Origin of the sequence: Mesorhizobium abyssinicae (assembly GCF_049887195.1) — a bacterium.
Lineage (GTDB): Bacteria > Pseudomonadota > Alphaproteobacteria > Rhizobiales > Rhizobiaceae > Mesorhizobium > Mesorhizobium abyssinicae.
Window position 1 is genome coordinate 189,139 of record NZ_JARAKC010000006.1, and the last position, 18,573, is coordinate 207,711.

17 protein-coding genes are annotated in these 18,573 nt (G+C 65.2%); 4 read left to right on the plus strand and 13 right to left on the minus strand.

What is annotated here, in order from left to right; translation table 11 throughout:
• Positions 1 to 180 precede the first annotated feature (180 nt).
• From PU724_RS15765 to PU724_RS15815, 11 genes are all read right to left on the minus strand, one after another.
• Positions 181 to 1,239, minus strand: a complete 1,059-nt coding sequence (locus tag PU724_RS15765; RefSeq protein WP_127393413.1) for an ABC transporter ATP-binding protein — start codon at positions 1,237 to 1,239, stop codon at positions 181 to 183.
• A gap of 36 nt (positions 1,240 to 1,275) precedes the next feature.
• Positions 1,276 to 2,097 carry a carbohydrate ABC transporter permease gene (locus tag PU724_RS15770; protein ID WP_127282664.1) on the minus strand — a complete coding sequence of 274 codons (822 nt, stop codon included), beginning with the start codon at positions 2,095 to 2,097 and terminating at the stop codon, positions 1,276 to 1,278.
• Positions 2,098 to 3,000, minus strand: coding sequence for a carbohydrate ABC transporter permease (locus PU724_RS15775; RefSeq protein WP_407046021.1), 903 nt, complete (start codon positions 2,998 to 3,000; stop codon positions 2,098 to 2,100).
• Positions 3,001 to 3,035: 35 nt separating this feature from the next.
• On the minus strand, positions 3,036 to 4,373 hold the full coding sequence (locus tag PU724_RS15780) for an ABC transporter substrate-binding protein (protein WP_354420061.1): 1,338 nt from the start codon (positions 4,371 to 4,373) through the stop codon (positions 3,036 to 3,038).
• A 63-nt stretch (positions 4,374 to 4,436) separates the two neighbouring features.
• Positions 4,437 to 5,096, minus strand: coding sequence for a GntR family transcriptional regulator (locus PU724_RS15785; protein ID WP_127282661.1), 660 nt, complete (start codon positions 5,094 to 5,096; stop codon positions 4,437 to 4,439).
• A 19-nt stretch (positions 5,097 to 5,115) separates the two neighbouring features.
• A complete protein-coding gene (locus tag PU724_RS15790) occupies positions 5,116 to 6,000 on the minus strand; it encodes a dihydrodipicolinate synthase family protein (protein ID WP_127282660.1) in 885 nt (294 codons plus the stop codon).
• Between the two features lie 197 nt (positions 6,001 to 6,197).
• Entirely contained in the window at positions 6,198 to 7,589 is a 1,392-nt protein-coding gene (locus PU724_RS15795) for a multicopper oxidase family protein (RefSeq protein WP_354420062.1), read from the minus strand.
• Positions 7,590 to 7,797: 208 nt separating this feature from the next.
• On the minus strand, positions 7,798 to 9,180 hold the full coding sequence (gene chrA / locus PU724_RS15800) for a chromate efflux transporter (protein ID WP_354420063.1): 1,383 nt from the start codon (positions 9,178 to 9,180) through the stop codon (positions 7,798 to 7,800).
• Complete coding sequence (locus tag PU724_RS15805) at positions 9,177 to 9,995, minus strand: chromate resistance protein ChrB domain-containing protein (protein ID WP_354420064.1); 819 nt, start codon at positions 9,993 to 9,995, stop codon at positions 9,177 to 9,179. The genes chrA and PU724_RS15805 overlap by 4 nt, the downstream gene beginning before the upstream one ends.
• Before the next feature lie 159 nt (positions 9,996 to 10,154).
• Positions 10,155 to 10,943 carry a 3-hydroxybutyrate dehydrogenase gene (locus PU724_RS15810; protein ID WP_320320199.1) on the minus strand — a complete coding sequence of 263 codons (789 nt, stop codon included), beginning with the start codon at positions 10,941 to 10,943 and terminating at the stop codon, positions 10,155 to 10,157.
• Positions 10,944 to 11,263: 320 nt separating this feature from the next.
• Positions 11,264 to 11,803 carry a TetR/AcrR family transcriptional regulator gene (locus PU724_RS15815; RefSeq protein ID WP_354420065.1) on the minus strand — a complete coding sequence of 180 codons (540 nt, stop codon included), beginning with the start codon at positions 11,801 to 11,803 and terminating at the stop codon, positions 11,264 to 11,266.
• 121 nt (positions 11,804 to 11,924) lie between these two features.
• Between PU724_RS15815 and PU724_RS15820 the strand changes: the two genes are divergently transcribed.
• Together PU724_RS15820 and PU724_RS15825 are read left to right on the plus strand one after the other, a co-directional pair.
• Complete coding sequence (locus tag PU724_RS15820; protein WP_407046103.1) at positions 11,925 to 13,211, plus strand: efflux RND transporter periplasmic adaptor subunit; 1,287 nt, start codon at positions 11,925 to 11,927, stop codon at positions 13,209 to 13,211.
• On the plus strand, positions 13,208 to 16,291 hold the full coding sequence (locus PU724_RS15825) for an efflux RND transporter permease subunit (protein WP_354420066.1): 3,084 nt from the start codon (positions 13,208 to 13,210) through the stop codon (positions 16,289 to 16,291). The genes PU724_RS15820 and PU724_RS15825 overlap by 4 nt, the downstream gene beginning before the upstream one ends.
• 149 nt (positions 16,292 to 16,440) lie before the next feature.
• On the opposite strand, the gene PU724_RS15830 is transcribed toward PU724_RS15825, so the two are convergent.
• On the minus strand, positions 16,441 to 16,899 hold the full coding sequence (locus PU724_RS15830; protein WP_127282652.1) for a L,D-transpeptidase: 459 nt from the start codon (positions 16,897 to 16,899) through the stop codon (positions 16,441 to 16,443).
• A 347-nt stretch (positions 16,900 to 17,246) separates the two neighbouring features.
• On the opposite strand from PU724_RS15830, the gene PU724_RS15835 reads away from it, so the two are divergent.
• Both PU724_RS15835 and PU724_RS15840 read left to right on the plus strand, forming a co-directional pair.
• Entirely contained in the window at positions 17,247 to 17,579 is a 333-nt protein-coding gene (locus tag PU724_RS15835) for a hypothetical protein (protein ID WP_127282651.1), read from the plus strand.
• Between the two features lie 32 nt (positions 17,580 to 17,611).
• Positions 17,612 to 17,779 (plus strand): hypothetical protein, encoded by a 168-nt coding sequence (locus PU724_RS15840; protein ID WP_354420067.1) that lies wholly within the window; start codon positions 17,612 to 17,614, stop codon positions 17,777 to 17,779.
• Between the two features lie 64 nt (positions 17,780 to 17,843).
• Here PU724_RS15840 and PU724_RS15845 read toward each other — a convergent pair whose 3' ends face one another.
• Entirely contained in the window at positions 17,844 to 18,530 is a 687-nt protein-coding gene (locus PU724_RS15845) for a response regulator transcription factor (RefSeq protein WP_127282650.1), read from the minus strand.
• Positions 18,531 to 18,573 lie beyond the last annotated feature (43 nt).

The window sequence follows — 18,573 nt, forward strand, 5'->3', positions numbered from 1 at the left end:
CGATTGTCCGGATGAATTTTTTCGCCGGCGACTGAGATCGCTGATCCACGGCACGCCCCGCCCATTGACGGCGCACCTAAGCACCGCCGGCGCGCGCCGGCAAGCTGGCGCTATCGGTTCGAACGGCCAAGCGCCGTCGAAGCCACCAGGACGCTTCGGGCAAATCCCGCCTTAAGGCGTTCAGATGCGCTGGCCGGTGTTCGCCGCGAACAGATGGGCGCTGGCGCGGTCGACCTCGATGCGCACCGTTTCGCCCTGCTTCAGCTTAAGCCGCTCGCGGAACAGGCAGGAGATTTCCTCGCCGCCGCAATCAACCGTGGCGAAGATCTCCGAGCCCGTCGCTTCCAGAAGCGTCACGGTGCCGGCAATGCCCTCGCTGCGTGCCCGGATGTGTTCGGGACGGATGCCGTAGACGAGCTCGCCGTCCGGGACCCGCGCCGGGTGGAGGTCATGCGGCAGCGGCAGCGTCAGTCCGCTGGCGCTGCGGAACACGCCTTCCTCGATGCGGCCGCGGATGAAGTTCATCGACGGCGAGCCGATGAAGCCGGCGACGAAGAGATTGGCCGGACGATCGTAAAGGTCGAGCGGCGCGCCGATCTGCTCGACCAGCCCGTCATGCAGCACGACGATCTTGTCGGCCATGGTCATGGCCTCGATCTGGTCGTGCGTGACATAGATCGTGGTGGTGCCCAGCCGCTGGTGCAGCGCCTTGATCTCGCCCCGCATCTGCACCCGCAGCTTGGCGTCAAGATTGGAAAGCGGCTCGTCGAACAGGAACACTTGCGGGTCGCGCACGATGGCGCGGCCCATGGCGACGCGCTGCCGCTGGCCGCCGGAAAGCTGGCGCGGATAGCGGTCGAGCAGCTTTTCCAGGCCAAGTATGCTTGCCGCCCGCTTCACCCGGCTGGCGGTGTCAGCCGGGTCGGCTTTCTTGATCTTGAGCGCGAAGCCCATATTGTCGGCGACCGTCATGTGCGGATAGAGCGCGTAGTTCTGGAACACCATGGCGATGTTGCGGTCGCGCGCCCTGAGCTCGTTGACGACCCGCTCGCCGATGGCGATCTTGCCGGCCGAGATCGTTTCCAGCCCCGCGATCATGCGCAGCAGCGTCGACTTCCCGCAGCCCGACGGCCCGACCAGGATAACGAACTCGCCGTCGGCGATGTCGACGCTGACATCGTGGATGATCTTTGCGGTCCCAAAAGCCTTCTGCACGTTGTTGATGGTCACCGATGCCATTTTATCTCTCCACGAACGTGTGATGTCGGACCGGCCTCAGCCGCCCTTGACGGCGCCGGCGGTCAACCCGGCGACGATCTGCCTTTGCGCGAACAGGGTCAGCACCAGCACCGGCAGTGTCACCACGAGTGCTGCCGCGGCAAGCGGCCCCCAGCTCACCTGCTCGTAGGACAGCATGTTGTAGACGGCGACCGGCAAGGTGCGCGTCTCGCGGCTGGCGAGCACCACGCCGAAGACGAAATTGTTCCACGAGAAGATGACCGACAGGATGAAGGCGACGACGATGCCCGGCTTGGCGATCGGCAGCGCCACCAGCCGGAACACCTGCCAGGAGCTGGCGCCGTCGATGCTGGCCGCTTCCTCCAGCTCCATCGGCGTCGTCTCGAAATAACCGATCATCACCCAGACGACGATCGGCACGGTCACCACCAGATGGATGATGATCTGCGGCCACAGCGTGCCGAGGATGCCTATCCACTGGAACAGCAGGAACAGCGGGATCAGATAGGAAAGGCCGGGCGTCATGCGGGCGATCATGATGACGACGGCCGAGCGCTCGGCCTTGAGCCGGGCGATGCCGTAGCCCGCCGGCACGCCGATCAGAAGCGCCAGCAGCGTCGCCGTGCCGGTGACCAGCACCGAATTCCACAGATAGAGCAGGAAGTTGTTCTCCTCGAACACCTTCACATAGTTCGACCAGGCGAAGCGCTCGGGGATCAGGATCGGCGGATAGGCGCCGTTGTCGATCTCGAATTTCAGCGACAGCGAGATCATCCAGAGGAAGAACAGGATCGCTGGCGAGACGAGCACCAGGGCCGCGAAGAACAGACCGATCCGGTTGAGGAGCTGCGACGTCATCTATTTGCCCTCCGCGTTGATCCATTGCGAGCGCTGGCGCAGCATTAACAGGACGAAGGACAGCGCCACGATCACGACGAAGAACACCACGGCCATGGCCGAGCCGTAGCCGATGTCGTAGTAGGAGAAGGCGGTGTTGTAGAGATAGATGTTGATGGTTTCCGACGCGGTCCCCGGACCGCCCTGGGTCATGGCGTAGATGATGTCGAAGCTCTTCAGCGCATCGATGGTGCGGATGATGACGGCAATCATCAGGAACGGCGCGATCATCGGCAAGGTCAGGTAGCGGAACTGCTGCCAGGCGTTGGCGCCGTCGATCTCAGCGCTCTCGAACGGCTCGCGCGGCACCGAGGCCAGCCCGCCCAGCACGATCAGCATCACCAACGGCGTCCACTGCCAGGTCTCGACCGCGACCAGGGAGGGAATGACGCTCCTGGCATTGAAGATCCATTCCTGCGGCGGGATACCGACCAGCGACAAGAGATAGTTGAGCACGCCGAGCTGCGGATGAAACATCATCGTCCACACCAGCGCCACGGCGACCGGTGTCGCCATCATCGGCATCACGAAGACGCCGCGCAGCAGGCCGCGCAGCGGAACCTTCGCATCGAAGATCAGCGCCGCGACCGTGCCGAGGAACATCGGCGCGACGACCGACAGGAAGGTGTAGGTAAGCGTGTGCCAGAGCGATTCCCAGAACCGCGGGTCGCCCGCCAGGCGCAGATAGTTGTCCATCCCGGCAAAGCTGCGCGACTGGCCGAGCGTCCAGCTGTTGACGCTCATCCACAGCGTGAATGCCCAGGGAAAGACGATCACCGCGCCGACGACGACGAGCGCCGGCAGGACGAAGGGCCAGTAGTTGGGAGCCAGACGCACCGTCTGGCTCCCTTCCATGGCTTCCATCGTCACCCCGGTCCGTTCTGGGGTGGTGGCGGACATCAGCCTTGCTCGCTCCGGTCCAGGACCGGCTGGAACTGGTCGGTGGCCTTCTTCAGCTCGTCCGCCGGATCGGCGCCGGCGATCATGTTGCTCAGCGCCACGCCATAGATGTCACGGAACTCGGTGACCGGGATGATGACCGGCAGCGCCAGCCGGCTGACATTGCCGGAGCCGACCACGGCGTCGAGCCAGCTTGCCGGCATGGTGACGCCCTCGCGCACCTTGGGATCCTCCAGCACCGATTTGCGGAACGGCACGCCGGCCCCGGCCTGCAGCAGCCGCGCGCCCATGGCCGGCGACACCGCCCATTGGCAGAACAGATAGGCCGCTTCCTTCTTCTCGCTGGCGGCGGTGACGCCGATGCCGTCGCCGAACGTGCCGGAGGCATGCGCCTTGGGGCCCTTCGGCATGACGCCGTAGCCGACCTTGCCGACGACCCGCGACTTTTCAGGATTTTCCATCGGCGGCGCGAACCCGACGCCGTCGAACCACATGCCGATCTTGCCCTGCAGGAAGGCCGACTGCGCCTCGGCCCAGTTGAAGCCGGTGACGCCGGGAGGCGCCGATTTGGTCATCAGCCGCTGGTAGAGGCCGGCCGCTTCGACCGCCTCGGGAGACAGCGTGCGCAGCTTGCCCTCGGCATCGAGCGGCGTCATGTCGTAGCCCAGCATCAGCGACGTCCACACCGGCGTGTTGGCGTTCTTCAGTCCGCGGGCGACGAAGCCATAGGTGTTGGCCGAAGGATCGGTCAGCGCCTCGGCCACCGCCACCAGTTGCTCGAAGGTCTCAGGATATTTCAGCCCCTTGGCCTCGAACAGTTCCTTGTTCCAGTAGACGATCCAGTAGTCGACCGAGAACGGCAGCGAGCGCAGCACGCCTTGCGTATCCTTGGCGAAGACCATGCCGGCATCGGCGAAGTCGCTCTCGACCAGTGCCGGATCGGTGAGCGTCGGATCGGCGAGATAGCCGGAGATGTCGGCCAGCCAGCCGCCCTTCTCGAACTGCCGCTTCTGCACGTGGTAGCTGAGATGCACGACGTCGAAGCTCGGCTTGCCTGAGCTGAGCTCGATCACCGTCTTCTGGCGCTGCTGCTGTTCGGGCGTCGCCTCGGCATTGACCTTGATGCCAGTCAGTTCCTCGAACTCGGCGATATACTTTATCAGCGTGTCGCTGCGCGGGCTCTTGACCAGATTGACGTCGAGCGTGGTGCCGGCAAAGCGCTTCCAGTCGACGCCGGCGGCGAAGCTGGGGCGCAGGCCGGCGAGGCCGGCGGCGGCAAGAGCGGCTGTTCCGGCAAGCAGTTGCCTTCTGGTTGGGCTGAACGGATTGGACGACATTTCTTCCTCCCGGGGTTGCTGTCGTTGTGGATTGCGCCGCTGCCGCGGCGCGGCTCATTTCCCTCAGATCTGCAGCGCCAGCCGGCGCGCATTGTCGATGTGCAGGCTGATCGCCTCGACCGCCTTTTGCGGGTTGCGGCTTTCCATCGCCTCGATCACCGCCAGGTGCTCGCGCATGACCGGCACGACGCGGCCGTCGATGCGGAACCGCTCCTGATGGATCAGCCGGATCTTCACCGAATTGACCAGATAGGCCTTGGCGATGATTTCGTTGTCGAGCGCGTCGATGAAGGTGTCATGCATCGCCCAGTCGATGGTCTGTGCCCTGGCTTCCATCTCCGGCGTCGCCGGCTGCGCCAGCGCCTCGGCAAGCATCTCCTCATGCTCGCGCCGCAAACGGGCGAGCTCGGCATCGGCGGCGCTGACGGTGAACAGCGCCACCGCCTCGCGCTCCATGAACAGGCGGAACTGGAAGGCCTCGCGGATCAGGTTGATGTCGATATGGGCGATCTGCATGCCGCGCTGCGGAATGGTGGTCAGCAGGCCCTCGGCCTCGAGCCGCGGCACGATCTCTCGGATGGCGCCGAGCGGCAGCCCGGTGAAGGCGACCAGCTCGCGCTGCGACACGAATTGCCCGGGCCTCAGGTCACGCGCCAGCAAGTGCCGCGTAAAGCTGGCATAGGCCTTTTCCCTGAGGGTTGCCGGTTCGCTGCCGTCTTCCATTCAGCGCTTCCTTTGCCGGTCAGGCCGGCTCTGTCGCAAACAATTGGTCGTAGGCCGCGGCAAGCTGCTTGCGCCCCTGCTGGGAGGTCGGCTCCAGCGGCGGACGAACGGCAAGCCAGCCGTCGTCGCCGGTGCTGCGCGCCAGCATCGCCTTGACCGCCGGTATCACCGGAAACTTGAGCAGTTCGAGCACGAAATTCTCGACCCGGGCATCGTCGCGGCCGTCCACCGCCATGGCGCGGATCTCGCCGGTAACGAAATTGGCCATGCCGGAAATGGCGCCCTGCCCGCCCCGCCGCACGCTCCTCGCCAGATGCCGCTCGTCGCCGATCAGGATCACCAGGTCGCCATGCGCGGCAAGCAGCGCCTCGCTGTAGGTCCAGTCGCCACCCGAATCCTTGACGCCCGCGACCACATTCGGAAAGGCGGCGCGCAGCCGGCCAATCAGGCCGAGCGGCAACGGCACCATGGTGACGGACGGGATGTTGTAGAGCAGGACGTCGCGGGCCAGCGGACCGAGCGCCGCGAAGACGGCGGCGAACCATCCGAACAGCCCGTCCTCGCCGACATTCTTGAAATAGCTCGGCGGCGCCAGCAGGATGTTGCGGGCGCCCAGCTGCAGCGCATGCCGCGCCTGCTCGGCCGCGTCCTCGGCCGCATCGACCAGCACGCCGGAAACGAGCTGATGCGCCGGGATGCCGTCGGCCAGCATGGCCTCGACGATCCGGCGCCGCTCTTCGGTGCCGATCGAGGCGCCCTCGCCGGTGGTGCCGAACAGCGTGACGCTGCCGCACCCGGCGACAAGGCAGGCCTTGGCCTGCGCGACCATCGCGGGGACCGCGATCTGCCCGGACGCATGAAAAGGCGTCGCCAGGGCGACCGAAAGACCAAAGCGCGAAGTCACTGCGAAAGCTCTCCTGATGTCACTATGCAGGCAGCTTTATCACACTAACATGTTAGTTGTAAATGCCCAGTCGCAGGTTTTGGAAATGGCATCCTGGTCAAGTTTGGAAACGCGCGACGACGCCTTTGTCCAAGCGGCGGCGAAACCAGCCTTTGTCCGCGACGCGAGCCGCCGTCATGCGTTTGCGGCCAGTCCCATCAGGCTACGCGGATATAGCTCGTCATCCCCGATTTCTGGTGCTCGATGACGTGGCAATGCAGCAGCCAGTCGCCGGGATTGTCGGCCACGAAACCCAGCTGAACCTTCTCGTCGGGCTGGATGAGATAGGTGTCGGAGACCAGCGGCTGGGCCGGGCGCGTCGACGACGACAGCACCTTGAAGCTCATGCCGTGCAGATGGATCGGATGCGATTGCGGCGTCAGGTTCTCCATGTCGATGACATAGCTTCGGCCGAGCTTCAGTTCGGCCAGCGGCGCGGTCGGGTCCGGCGTGTCGCCGGGCCACGGCACCTTGTTGATCGCCCAGAAACTGTAGCCGAGCGAGCCGCAGATGCCGTCGGCCGGAACGTTTTCCGCGGTGGCGCTGAGTGCCAGCGAAATGTGCTGGGCGCTGGCGGCATCCACCTCCGCCACCGGATTGGCCTCCAGCGGCGCAAGATCGCGAACGTCGCGCTTGAGCGACTTTCCGACCGCGCGCAGCGTCGCCAGTATCTTGGGCTTGGTGCCCCTGACGTCTCTCAGGCTGACGATGGCGCCCTCGTCGTCGGGCATGCGTATGGCGAGATCCAGCCGCTGGCCAGGTCCAAGCTGCAAGGCGTCGGGCGCGAAGCGTTGCGGCACCGGATTGCCGTCGAGCGCGATCACCGCCGCCTCGGCGCCCTCGACACGGAAGGCGTAGACGCGGGTGACGTCGGTGATGGCGGCCCGTAGCCGCACCAGCCCGCCGGCCGGCGCGTCGAACTGCGGCTGGTCGAGCCAGTTGGCAGTGCGCACCGTTCCATAGGTGCCAGCCCTTGCCGCGTCGCGAGGCCGGAACTGGTCGATGAACTGGCCGTCCTCGCCGAGGCGCCAGTCGCGCAGATTGATCACCATTTCGGCATCGAATTGCGGATCGTTGGGGTTCTCGACCACGATCACGCCGGTCAGCCCGTGACCCATCTGCTCCAGCGTGTTGCAGTGCGGGTGATACCAGAAGGTGCCGGCGTCCGGCGGCGTGAACTGATAGTCGAAATGATCGCCCGTGTAGACATAGGGCTGCACCAGGAACGGCACCCCGTCCATCTTGTTGGGAACGCGGATGCCGTGCCAGTGGATCGTCGTCGGATCGTCGATGCCGTTGATGAGCCGCGCCGCGAAGGGCTCGCCCTTCTTCATCCTGAGCACCGGCGGCATGCCGGCCTCGCCATAGGTCAGGACATCCCTGGTCCGGCCGACATCCATCAGCTTCGCCTCGATCCTGGCCGTCTTCAGCGTCACCGGATCGGGCCCGGCCAATGCCCGGCTGACCAACTTCCCCATGGCCGACAGCCCGATCCCTGCCGCGCCGGCGACCGCCGTGGTATTCAGAAATTTGCGGCGCGTCAGCGTCATGTTGCGTTCCAACTCGAAAGACAATCGTGCAGCCGGGCATCGTTGCGGGCACACGCGACAATCCGTGTAGCCTTCGATGCCGGCTGCCGACAACACCATGCCGTTCGATCGGACTGGAAATCACCCTGCCGTGATCGCCCCGGTCGCGACCGGATCGACGCGCTGCTGCAGTGCCGCCACCAGAGAGCAGGTGCTGATGTCCCCGAGGTCAGAGCGCCTGCAGCGCCAGACCCGCCAGCGCCGATGCAACCAGCGTCGGCAGCATGCCGACCTTCAGCCTGAGCATGGCGACCATCGCCGCCAGCGACAGCAGCGCCGCGCGCCAGTCGAGCGACGCCAGCACCGGGATCTCCATGCCGACGCCGACGCTGCGCACCGTGCCGAAGATGACATGCAGCGCGAACCACAGCGCAAGGTTCATCACCACGCCGACGACGGCCGCGGTGATCGCGCCGAGCGCCGCCGACAGCGCCTTGTTCTGCCGCAGCTGCTCGATGTAGGGCGCGCCGAGGAATATCCAGAAGAAGCAAGGCACGAAGGTCACCCATAGAGTCAGCAGCGATCCGAGCGACCCGGCAAGCAGCGGGCTGAGCGCGCCGGCATGGCGATAGGCGGCGACGAAGCCGACGAACTGCAGCACCAGGATCAGCGGCCCCGGCGTCGTCTCGGCAAGGCCGAGGCCGTCGACCATCTCGCCAGGCGCTAGCCAGCCGAACGACGACACCGCCGCCTGCGCGACATAGGCGAGAACCGCATAGGCGCCGCCGAAGGTCACGACCGCCATGACACTGAAGAAGCTGCCGAGCTGCGTCCAGACGCTGGCCGGGCCGCCCATCGCCGCGATCAGCGCCACCGGCCCCAGCCAGATCGGCAGCCAGATGGCGATGGTGCGCGGCGCGTGCCATTTCGTCGGCCTGGTGTGTCCGAGCTCGCCGCGCTCGAACATCAGGTCGACAACGCCCCGGCTGTCCTGTTTGGTGTCCTTGCCATGCGCCGATCCGGAAAACAGGCCCGGCACGAGGCTGTTGCCGACCCACCCGGTCAGCCCAGCCAGCAGGATGATCAGCGGGAACGGCAGCTTGACGACATAGATGGCGAGGAAGGCGGCGACCGCGATCGCCACCATGGCCCGGTTCTTGAGAGCCCGCCTGCCGATGCGGATGACGGCCTCGACGACCACCGCCAGCACCGCCGCCTTGACGCCGAAGAACAGCGCCTCGATCACCGGCGCGTCGTTGTAGAGCATGTAGAAGCTGCTGAGGCCGAGCATCACGAGCGCCCCAGGCAGCACGAACAGGATGCCGGCGACGAGGCCGCCGGCGGTCCGGTGCAGCAGCCAGCCTATATAGACGGCGAGCTGCTGCGCCTCCGGTCCGGGCAGGAGCATGCAGTAGTTGAGCGCATGCAGGAAACGCTGCTCGCCGATCCAGCGGCGCTCCTCGACCAGCTCCTTGTGCATCAGGGCGATCTGGCCGGCCGGCCCACCGAAGGAGAGCAGGCCGATCTTCGCCCACAGACGCACCGCCTCCCTGAAGCTCGGCGCCGCTGGCACGGCGGCCTCGGCATCGTCGTCCGCCGCGAGGTCGTTCATGACGGCTTGCTCCCGCTCGGCCAGTTGTGCGTTTCCTCTGTGGCGTCGCGACACCAGCGGAAGAAAGCGTCATAGAGGAGCATGCCGGCCTCGAGCTGCTCGAGATCGTCGCGGAACATGCGCGACAGGCCAAGCGACGCGGCGAGGAAGCCCGCCGCTTGCGGCACGAGATCGAGCCGCGCCGTGTCGGCCGCACGCACGATGAGCGCCAGCCGATCGAGCGCTTCGGAGGCGAGGCCGAACTCCTCGATCATCGTGTCGAAGGTACAGCGCTCGCCGCGATGGCTCCAGAACACATTGTCGATGTCGAAGGGAACCGCCGAAAAGCGGTCGGCCACCGCCGGCACTTCGGCCGCGTCGACGAACAGGAACACCGCTTCGGGATCGACGAAGCGGCGGATCAGCCAGGGGCAGGCGATGCGGTCGACTTTGGGCCGCGCCCGTGTCACCCAGACCGTGCGGCCTTTGTCGTCGCGCGGCGGTATCGCGCCGGCCGTGACCAGCGGCGCCTTGGCCGCCGCCCAGGCCTCGAAACCGCCTTCCAGCGATTCCGCTTCGATGCCTTCATGGCGCAGCCAGGCTGCCACGCCTTGCGAGAGTTTTTGCCCCTTCTGGCAGATGATGACCACCCTGGAGTCGGTGAACTCCGTCGCCCAGCTCGCGACGGTCCTGAAATCGCGCCGGCAGGATGCCGGCAGCAGGCGCGGATCGACCTGGTAATCCTCGTCGATGCGCACATCGATGAGGACCGGCGCGTCCGGTAAGCCGACGAGGCGGCAAAGTTGCTGTACGGTGATTTCGGTCGTTGACGGCATGGCGTCCACCTCCGGAAAGAGAGAGCTTGGACGCGATCGTTGGGCTGACGCCTCACGGGGTCATCGCGATGAACCCCTTGCCGCAATGCTGGAACGATCCTCTCGCCTTGTCAAGAAAGACGCTTTCGCAAACGGCGCCCGCGCCGCGGGAGACGGCGCCTATTGCGCCGTCCAGCCGCCATCCATCGGCAAGGTCGTGCCGGTGATCTGCTTGGCCGCGTCCGAACAAAGGAACAGCGTCAGCGCGGCGAGTTCGTCCACGGTGACGAACTCCTTGGTCGGCTGTGCCGCGAGCAACACGTCGTGCTTGACCTGCTCCTCGGTCATGCCGCGCGCCTTCATCGTGTCGGGGATCTGCTTTTCGACCAGCGGCGTCCAGACATAGCCCGGCGCGATGGCGTTGACGGTGATGCCATTCTGCGCAACCTCCAGCGCCACCGTCTTGGTGAGGCCGGCGATGCCGTGCTTGGCCGAGACATAGGCCGATTTGAACGGCGAGGCGACCAGCGCGTGCGCCGAGGCCGTGTTGATGATGCGGCCCCATTTGCGCGCCTTCATGCCGGGAAGTGCTGCCTTGATCGCATAGAAGGCCGCCAGCAGGTTGATGCGGATGATCGCTTCCCATTTGTCGTCGGGAAACTCGTCGATCGGCGCGACATGCTGGATACCGGCATTGTTGACCAGGATGTCGAGGCTGCCGAACGCCTCTTCGGCCTCACGCACCATCGCGCTGACCGCCGCGCCGTCCATCATGTTGGCGTCTGAATAGCGGCACCTGACGCCAAAATCCTTCTCGATGCCGGCGCGCTCCTGCTCGATCGCAGCGGCATCGCCGAGTCCATTGATGGTGACATTGGCGCCCTCGGCGGCAAAGGCGCGGGCGATTGCCAGACCGATACCGCTGGTTGAGCCGGTGACGAGGGCGTTCTTCGAGGACAGGGAACCCATGATGATCTCGCGGCAGGAGGAAGGGGATATTGCCGCACATAGTTTGTGCGCCGCAACATAACAATGCCATGGCCATATGTCGGTGCGATTACAATGTTGTGATGCCGTCCGGGAGCGCGCGCGCTGGCGCTCGCCGGGCGTGACATGGCATTGTCATGGTGCCGTGCAACATAGTCCTCCTGCGCGTGTCGCGCACCTCGCGCCGCCGGATTGATTGAGCGGATGATCCGGTCTCGGGATCCCCGCCTCGCTAGGTGTGACGGCTTGCCGGACCAACTTGGCGAGTGGTTGATAGTTGGCCTAGCCTGTCGCGGCCGGCGTCAATTCACCTTGGCGATCTCCAGCAGCGACGCAAGCAGCAGCCGGCGCTCGTCCGGCGAAAGCACATCGGAATCAAAGAGATTCATGCTGCGAAGCCCCTCGATGGCGAGAAAGCAGACCAGCAGCGCCTTGAGGTCGTTCGTCTCGCCCTTCAGCCGCTCGAACAGCTGCCGCTTGAAGGATTTTATCGGCGTCAGGAAATCCGGATCCTCGGCGATCGCCGAGAATATCCATGAGGCGGAGGGCTGCGGCTCCTCGCAGTCATTGGCCGAAAGCCGGATATAGGCCTCGAGCGGCGTCTCGCCGCCTGCGTCCGCCGTGCGCGTCTCCAGCGCCTCCTCGAACGCCTTCAGATAGTCCTCCACCAGGCCCTGCATCAGCTTGGCCTTGGTCGGGAAATTGTACAGCAGGCCGCCCTTCGAGACGCCGGCGCGGTTGGCGACGGCGTCCAGCGACAGGCTGCCCGGCCCCGCCTCGCGCGCCACGTCGGCGGCGGCGGCGAGTATCCTGTCACGCGAATTTGCTCTGCGGGCTTTCATCCGTGTCTCCCCCTTACATTAGCCTAGGCGGAATTGACAACACCGTCCAGACGGTACAGTAAGATCGCCATCATTTGAAAGCGGGACCTGTCTTCGATATTGGTCCCGCTGTTCGACGACTATGCCGGACGCCGGCCGAGGGGGACTGTTCGTGAAGCGCTTCTTGATCATCACCGGAATTTTGCTTCTGCTCATCCTGGTGTGCGGCGGCATCGTTGGCTTCAACCTGTTTCGCGACAGCGCGATCAAGCAGTATTTCGCCACCATGAAGCCGCCTGCGGCGACCGTGTCGACGGTCATCGTCAAGCCGTCCGACTGGACGCCTGGCGTCGAGGCGATCGGCACCGTCAGCGCCGTGCGCGGCGTCGATCTGACCGTTGAAACCGCCGGCATCGTCAAGAGCATCATGTTCCACGCCAATCAGAAGGTTGCCGACAACGCCGTGCTGCTGCAACTCGACGATGCCGTCGAGCGCGCCGATCTCGCGGCGGCCAAGGCGCAGAACGTGTCCGACCAGACGGCGCTGGAACGCGCCATCGAATTGCAGCGGCGCGGCGTCGGCACCGACGCCACGCTCGACACCGCGCGGGCGACCGCGTCGGCCTCCGCCTCGCAGGTCAACAAGCTCCAGGCGGTGCTCGACCAGAAGCAGCTGACGGCGCCCTTCGCCGGTACGGTCGGCATCCCCAAGATCGACCTTGGCCAATATCTCGCCACCGGCTCCTCGGTGGTGACCCTGCAGGACCTCGACACCATGCGGGTCGACTTCTCGGTGCCTGAACAGCAGCTGCCGCTGCTCAAGATCGGCCAGACGGTGCGGCTTGGCATTGGCGGCGGCAGCAGCGACATGCCGTTCGCCGGCGCCATTCGCGGCATCGACCCCAAGATCGACCCGGCGAGCCGGTTGGTCTCGATCCGCGCCGAGGTCGCCAATCCCGAAGGCAAGCTGACGCCGGGCCAGTTCGTCCAGGTGCGCGTCGAACTGCCGGAGGAGCCGAATGTCCTCGGCCTGCCGCAGACGGCCCTGACCTCCAGCCTCTATGGCGACTTCGTCTTCGTCGTCCGTCCGGCAAAGCCCGCGGCCGGCGCTGCCGCCCCGGCGGCTAAGCCCGAAGAGAAGCCGGATGCGACAAAGACCGGCTCAACCCCGGAAACCAAGCCGGACGAAAAGCCCGCCGATGCCGCGGCCAAGCCGGCGGAGGGCGAAAAGCCGGAGCTCGTGCTTGCCCAGGTCTTCGTCAAGCCCGGCCGCCGCAATGCCGGCATGGTCGAGATACTGGAGGGCATCGCCGCCGGCGATGAGGTCGTCACCGCCGGCCAGAACCGACTCTTCAACGGCATGTCCGTTGCTGTCGACAACACGATCGATCCGACCAAGCCGGCAAACAAGCAGGCCGCACAGCAATGAATTTCTCCGACATCTTCATCCGCCGGCCGGTCCTGTCGACCGTGCTTGCCTGCATGATCCTGCTGCTGGGTTTCCAGGGCATCTTCAACCTGTCGATCCGGCAGTATCCGAAGGTCGAGGAAACCGCCATCACGATCACCACGGCCTATCCCGGCGCCAGCGCCGACCTGATCCAGGGCTTCATCTCCGCCCCGATCGCCCGCGCCGTCGCCTCGACCGAGAACATCGACTACGTCACCTCTTCGAGCCGGCCGTCGTCCAGCACCGTTGTTGTTCAGATGAAGCTCGGCTCCAATCCCGATGTGGCGCTGACCGAAGTCCTGTCCAAGGTGCAGGGCGTGCGCGGCACTTTGCCTGACGCCGCCAAGGATCCGGTGATCGTCAAGGGCACCGGGCAAGAGTTCGCGATGATGTACATCTCGATGCAGAATCCGAACATGACGAAGGAGCAGCTGACCGAATATATCGAGCGTGTCATCCGCCCGCGCATGTCGACGGTCGAGGGCGTCGCCGACGTGCAGATTTTCGGCGCCGAGGAATATTCGATGCGGGTGTGGATCGACCCGGTCAAGCTTGCCGCGCGCGGCGTGACGGCTGCCGAGGTGCTGACCGCCATCAACGACAGCAACTTCCTGTCGGCGCCCGGCAACACCGAGAACGAATACGTCGTCTCCTCGATCACCGTGCGCTCGACCTTGCAGACGCCGGAGGCTTTTGCCGCCCTGCCGCTGCGCTCCAAGGACGGCAATGTGGTCAGGCTGCGCGACGTGGCGCGCGTCGAGCTTGCCGCGGCAAGCACCGACACCAGGGTGAGCTTCAATGGCAAGCCCGGCACCTTCCTTGCCATCTTCCCGACGCCGGCCGCCAATCCGCTGACCACGGCGGCGGCGATCCACAAGCTGGTGCCGACGATCCAGGAGACGCTGCCGCAAGGCATGTCGATCGAGGTCGTCTACGATTCCACCGAGCAGATCAGCGCCTCGATCGAGGAAGTGTTCAAGACCATCGGCGAGGCGGTGGCCATCGTCATCGTCGTCATCCTGCTCTTCCTCGGCTCGTTCCGCTCGGTGATGATGCCTATCGTCACCATTCCGCTGTCGTTGATCGGCGTCTGCTTCCTGCTGTTTGCGGTCGGCTACTCCATCAACCTACTGTCGCTGCTCGCCATGGTGCTGGCCATCGGCCTCGTCGTCGACGACGCCATCGTGGTGGTGGAAAACATCCATCGCCACATGGAAGAGGATCACATGTCGCCGATGCAGGCGGCGTTCAACGGCATGCGCGAGATCCTGTCCGCCATTGTCGCCATGACCATCACGCTGGCCGCCGTGTTCGCCCCGCTCGCCTTCACCGGCGGTCTCACCGGCGCGCTGTTCCGCGAATTCGCGGTGACGCTTGCCGGCTCGGTTGTGCTTTCGGGCATCATCGCCATCACCATCACGCCGATGATGTCGGCGCGCATTCTCAAGGCAGGCTCGCACAGCCGTTTCCAGCGCATTATCGACGGCACTTTCGGCCGCGTCGAGCGCGTCTACGAGAGGATGGTCACCAGTTCGCTCAGAAACCGTCCCGTGACGCTGCTGATCGTGGTCGCGCTGGTCGCGCTCACCGGCTTCATGTTCACCAAGACCTCGAGCGAACTGGCGCCGGAGGAGGATCAGGGCTTCCTGCTCTCGATCGTGACCGCGCCGCGCTATGCGACCTCGGATTATACCGAGACCTACGTCAATCAGATCCTCGGCCTGGTCAGGGACATCCCCGAGACGCGCGCGCAGTTCTCGGCCGTCGCCTTCGGCGGCGCCACCAACGGCGCCTTTGTCGGCTTCGCCTTCAAGGACTGGGCCGAGCGCAGCCGCAGCTCGAAGGAGATCCAGGAGGACATCACCGGCCGGCTTGCCAAGGTGGCCGGCGTCGAGGCATTCGTCTTCGCGCCGCCGACGCTGCCCGGTTCGGGCGGCGGCCTGCCGATCTCCTTTGTGGTGCGTTCCACCGGCGACGCCTCCGAAGTCTACCAGGCGGCCGAGGATATCAAGAACAAGGCGCAGGCCTCCGGCCGCTTCATCGTCGTGCAGAACTCGATGTCCTATGACGCGCCGCAGGTGACGGTCACGATCGACCGCGACCGCGCGGCGGCTCTCAACCTACCGATCGCCGATATCGGCCGCACGCTGACGCTGCTCGTCGGCGGCGCCGAGGTGGCGCAGTTCGACCGTGACTCCAACAGCTACGACATCATCCCGCAGGTGCCGCAGGAATTCCGCGACAACCCGGAAAAGCTGTCGCAGTATTTCGTCCGCAGCGCCTCGGGCGACATGGTGCCGCTGTCGGCGGTGGTGAAGATTTCCACCAACGCGGCGCCCGCCGCGATCGAGCAGTTCAACCAGCTGAACTCGGCGACGATCTCGGCCCTGCCGCTGCCCGGCGTCACCACCGGCGACGGGCTGAAGGCGATCGAGGACATCGCCAAGGAGACGCTGCCCGAAACCTTCTTCGTCGACTATGCCGGCCAGTCACGGCAGGAGAAGGAGCAGGGCAACACCATCATGATCGCCTTCGCCGCGGCCGTGCTCGTCATCTACCTGGTGCTGGCGGCGCAGTTCGAAAGCTTCCGCGACCCGCTGATCATCATGATGGCGGTGCCGCTGTCGATCTTCGGCGCCATCGTGCCGCTCAATATCGGGCTCGGCACGCTCAACATCTACACCCAGGTCGGCCTGATCACGCTGATCGGCCTGATCACCAAGCACGGCATCTTGCTGGTCGAGTTCGCCAACCAGCAGCGCGAGCTGCATGGCATGCGTCGGCGCGACGCGATCGTCGCTTCGGCCAAGGTGCGGCTGCGGCCGATCCTGATGACCACGGCGGCGATGGCGCTCGGCGTCGTGCCGTTGATCACCTCCAGCGGCGCCGGCGCCGCCGCCCGTTATTCGATGGGCCTGGTGATTTTCACCGGCATCCTGGTCGGAACCATGTTCACACTGTTCGTGGTGCCGATGTTCTACACCTTCATCGCCAGCAAGGACCTGCCGCATCATGCCGAGAAGCCGGATCCCAACCTGATGCCGGCGCTGCAGGACTGACGGAAACGAAAGACAAAAAAGAGGCCGGAAATTCCGGCCTCTTTTTTGGTTGGGCGTTTACCGCGGAAGAAGCAATGCCTCTTCAGGCGGGAGGCGGAACGGATGAGGAGGTTTTGCCGACCCTCCTCGCCGCCTTCGACCACAGCCTGCTACTTGACGATGACGATGCTGGTGTTCGACGGGCCGAAGGCCTGGACGAGCTGGTAGAAATCGGCCGCGGCATCCGGGTGCAGCCGCACGCAGCCATGCGAGGCCGGCTGTCCGAGGCGCTTGATGGCATAGGTCGCATGCACGGCGTAGCCGCCGCTGAAGAACACCGAGTGCGGCATCGGCGCGTTGTCGTACTTCTTCGAATACCACATCTCGTGCATGCGGGTCGGCTTGAACGAGCCGGTCGGCGTGACATGCGACCTGTCGCCGGTCGAGACCTTCCAGGCGAAGGTCGGCCGGCCGTCCACCAGCACTTCCATGGTCTGCTGCGAAAGCGAGACACGCGCCAGGATCTGGTTGGCGTGGGCGGCTCCGCTGCCGGCGCCGAAAAGCAGGGCCGCGCCAGTCAGGGCAGCGGCGGTGATGTTGATAAGCCTGGCGGAAATGGTGGTGCTCATGTTGTCCCCTCTCTCTGCCGGTCGGGCCGGCTCCAATTCGATGCCGGACTTATCGCTGGGTGATGTTTCAAGCCTATTTCGCTTGATGCTCACATTTGTTTCGAATCTGTTTCCCCTGGTTAACAAGCCCGACGATGGGCGTGGTCGGGCGCAGGCCGTATGGTTAACGCCTGGTTACCGGCTTGAGGCTGCAAAGCTCCCAAACGAAAGCGCGTATGTCTCTGATATGAAAGCGATACGACCGGCGCCGAAACCAGCCTGCAACAAAGCGCAGCCCGTGCGGCATGATCCCGATACAAGCCGGCAGCACAGTTGACGCAACGGGAACAGACGACAGCAAAACGAAAATGGGCAGGAAAACGAACCTACGCTCCTGGCTTCTCCGGATAAGCGTCGCTGCAATCGTCCTCGGCGGTGTCGGCTCTGTTGCCGGCAACCCGGCGACGACACTTGCAGCCATGAATTCCGGCGAGATTTCGACGCTGCATGCCGCGCTGTTCATCGCCACGGTCTGGATCGTGTCCAGCCTGCGCGTTAACCGGCTGAAGGCCCTCTGGCGGGTCGGCCTTCGGCTGAAGTGGATGCGCGGCGCCTCCGGCTACTTGCTGCCGAGAGGACCGAAGGCCCGCGCCGCTGCGGGGGGCTCCGTGGGCGGCGCGGGCGCTTCGGGGGTTTCCTGAAGCGAAACCGCATAGTTGAAGGGATGGAGCCAATGAACACGAAATCTGCCGCAGCCGTGCTTTCCGCATTGCTCTACGCGCAAGGCCTTCTGGGCTTTGCCGGCCTTGCCACTGTCCTCTTGCGCGACCGTGCCCAGGCTGAGGTGGTCGCCATCGCCAGCGATGCGCCATCCGGCCCTTCGGTCATCGTGCTGCGCTGAGCGAGAGCATCGGACCAGAATGGAAACCGGTCCGATGCTGAAACAATCGAACAGTCTGGCTGATTCAATCGACGCGCTGCGTCGGCGGGTCGAACCGGTAGCCGGCGCCGCGTATCGTGGTGATGGTTTCGGTGTCGAGCTTGCGGCGCAGCCGCACGATGCGCGAATCGATCGAGCGGTCGAAGGCGTCGGCGTTTTCGGCCGGCGCCGCGGCGATGATGTCGTCGCGCGTCAGCACCTTGCGGGGGCTTGCCAGAAACAGCTTGAGCAGCGCCACCTGGCCGGGCGAAAGCTGGTCTTCCGCGCCCGAGCGGTGCATCACCATCGCCGACCGCAGATCGACGGTCGCATTTTCCAGCACGATCAGTTCTCCGGCGGCCCTGCCGCGCCGCGCCAGCAGGCCGCCGATGCGCGCGGCCAGTTCCCTGACGTTGAGCGGGCTCTCGACGACGTCGGCGGCACCGAGCTCGAGCGCCAGCACCTTGTCGACCAGGTCGGCCGGCCGGCAGATCAGGATGAAGTCGGGGCCGCCCTCGCCGCCAAAGCGCCGAAGCAGATCGCGCCCCTCGGCCTGGCTCACACTGTCGCCGACAACCACCACATCGATGCCCTTGGCCGAAAGCAGCGATTCCGCTTCCCAGGGCTGGCGCGCCGCGCGCACGTCATGACCGCGCCGCTCGAGATGGTCGGCAAGGTCGCCCGCCACCACTTCGGCGACGGAAACGAGCGCGATGACGGATCGTGCGGCCATTTTTCTCCACCCTGCGACAGACATCTCAAGATGAGTGCTGGAC

What these genes read in the sequence shown, in the direction of transcription:
- PU724_RS15845 (WP_127282650.1), bottom strand. Translation starts at nt 18,530, where the DNA reads ATGGCCGCACGATCCGTCATCGCGCTCGTTTCCGTCGCCGAAGTGGTG.
- PU724_RS15765 (WP_127393413.1), bottom strand. Translation starts at nt 1,239, where the DNA reads ATGGCATCGGTGACCATCAACAACGTGCAGAAGGCTTTTGGGACCGCA.
- PU724_RS15810 (WP_320320199.1), bottom strand. Translation starts at nt 10,943, where the DNA reads ATGGGTTCCCTGTCCTCGAAGAACGCCCTCGTCACCGGCTCAACCAGC.
- PU724_RS15785 (WP_127282661.1), bottom strand. Translation starts at nt 5,096, where the DNA reads ATGGAAGACGGCAGCGAACCGGCAACCCTCAGGGAAAAGGCCTATGCC.
- PU724_RS15840 (WP_354420067.1), top strand. Translation starts at nt 17,612, where the DNA reads ATGAACACGAAATCTGCCGCAGCCGTGCTTTCCGCATTGCTCTACGCG.
- chrA (WP_354420063.1), bottom strand. Translation starts at nt 9,180, where the DNA reads ATGAACGACCTCGCGGCGGACGACGATGCCGAGGCCGCCGTGCCAGCG.
- PU724_RS15830 (WP_127282652.1), bottom strand. Translation starts at nt 16,899, where the DNA reads ATGAGCACCACCATTTCCGCCAGGCTTATCAACATCACCGCCGCTGCC.
- PU724_RS15835 (WP_127282651.1), top strand. Translation starts at nt 17,247, where the DNA reads ATGGGCAGGAAAACGAACCTACGCTCCTGGCTTCTCCGGATAAGCGTC.
- PU724_RS15805 (WP_354420064.1), bottom strand. Translation starts at nt 9,995, where the DNA reads ATGCCGTCAACGACCGAAATCACCGTACAGCAACTTTGCCGCCTCGTC.
- PU724_RS15775 (WP_407046021.1), bottom strand. Translation starts at nt 3,000, where the DNA reads ATGGAAGCCATGGAAGGGAGCCAGACGGTGCGTCTGGCTCCCAACTAC.
- PU724_RS15825 (WP_354420066.1), top strand. Translation starts at nt 13,208, where the DNA reads ATGAATTTCTCCGACATCTTCATCCGCCGGCCGGTCCTGTCGACCGTG.
- PU724_RS15820 (WP_407046103.1), top strand. Translation starts at nt 11,925, where the DNA reads ATGCCGGACGCCGGCCGAGGGGGACTGTTCGTGAAGCGCTTCTTGATC.
- PU724_RS15815 (WP_354420065.1), bottom strand. Translation starts at nt 11,803, where the DNA reads ATGAAAGCCCGCAGAGCAAATTCGCGTGACAGGATACTCGCCGCCGCC.
- PU724_RS15780 (WP_354420061.1), bottom strand. Translation starts at nt 4,373, where the DNA reads ATGTCGTCCAATCCGTTCAGCCCAACCAGAAGGCAACTGCTTGCCGGA.
- PU724_RS15770 (WP_127282664.1), bottom strand. Translation starts at nt 2,097, where the DNA reads ATGACGTCGCAGCTCCTCAACCGGATCGGTCTGTTCTTCGCGGCCCTG.
- PU724_RS15795 (WP_354420062.1), bottom strand. Translation starts at nt 7,589, where the DNA reads ATGACGCTGACGCGCCGCAAATTTCTGAATACCACGGCGGTCGCCGGC.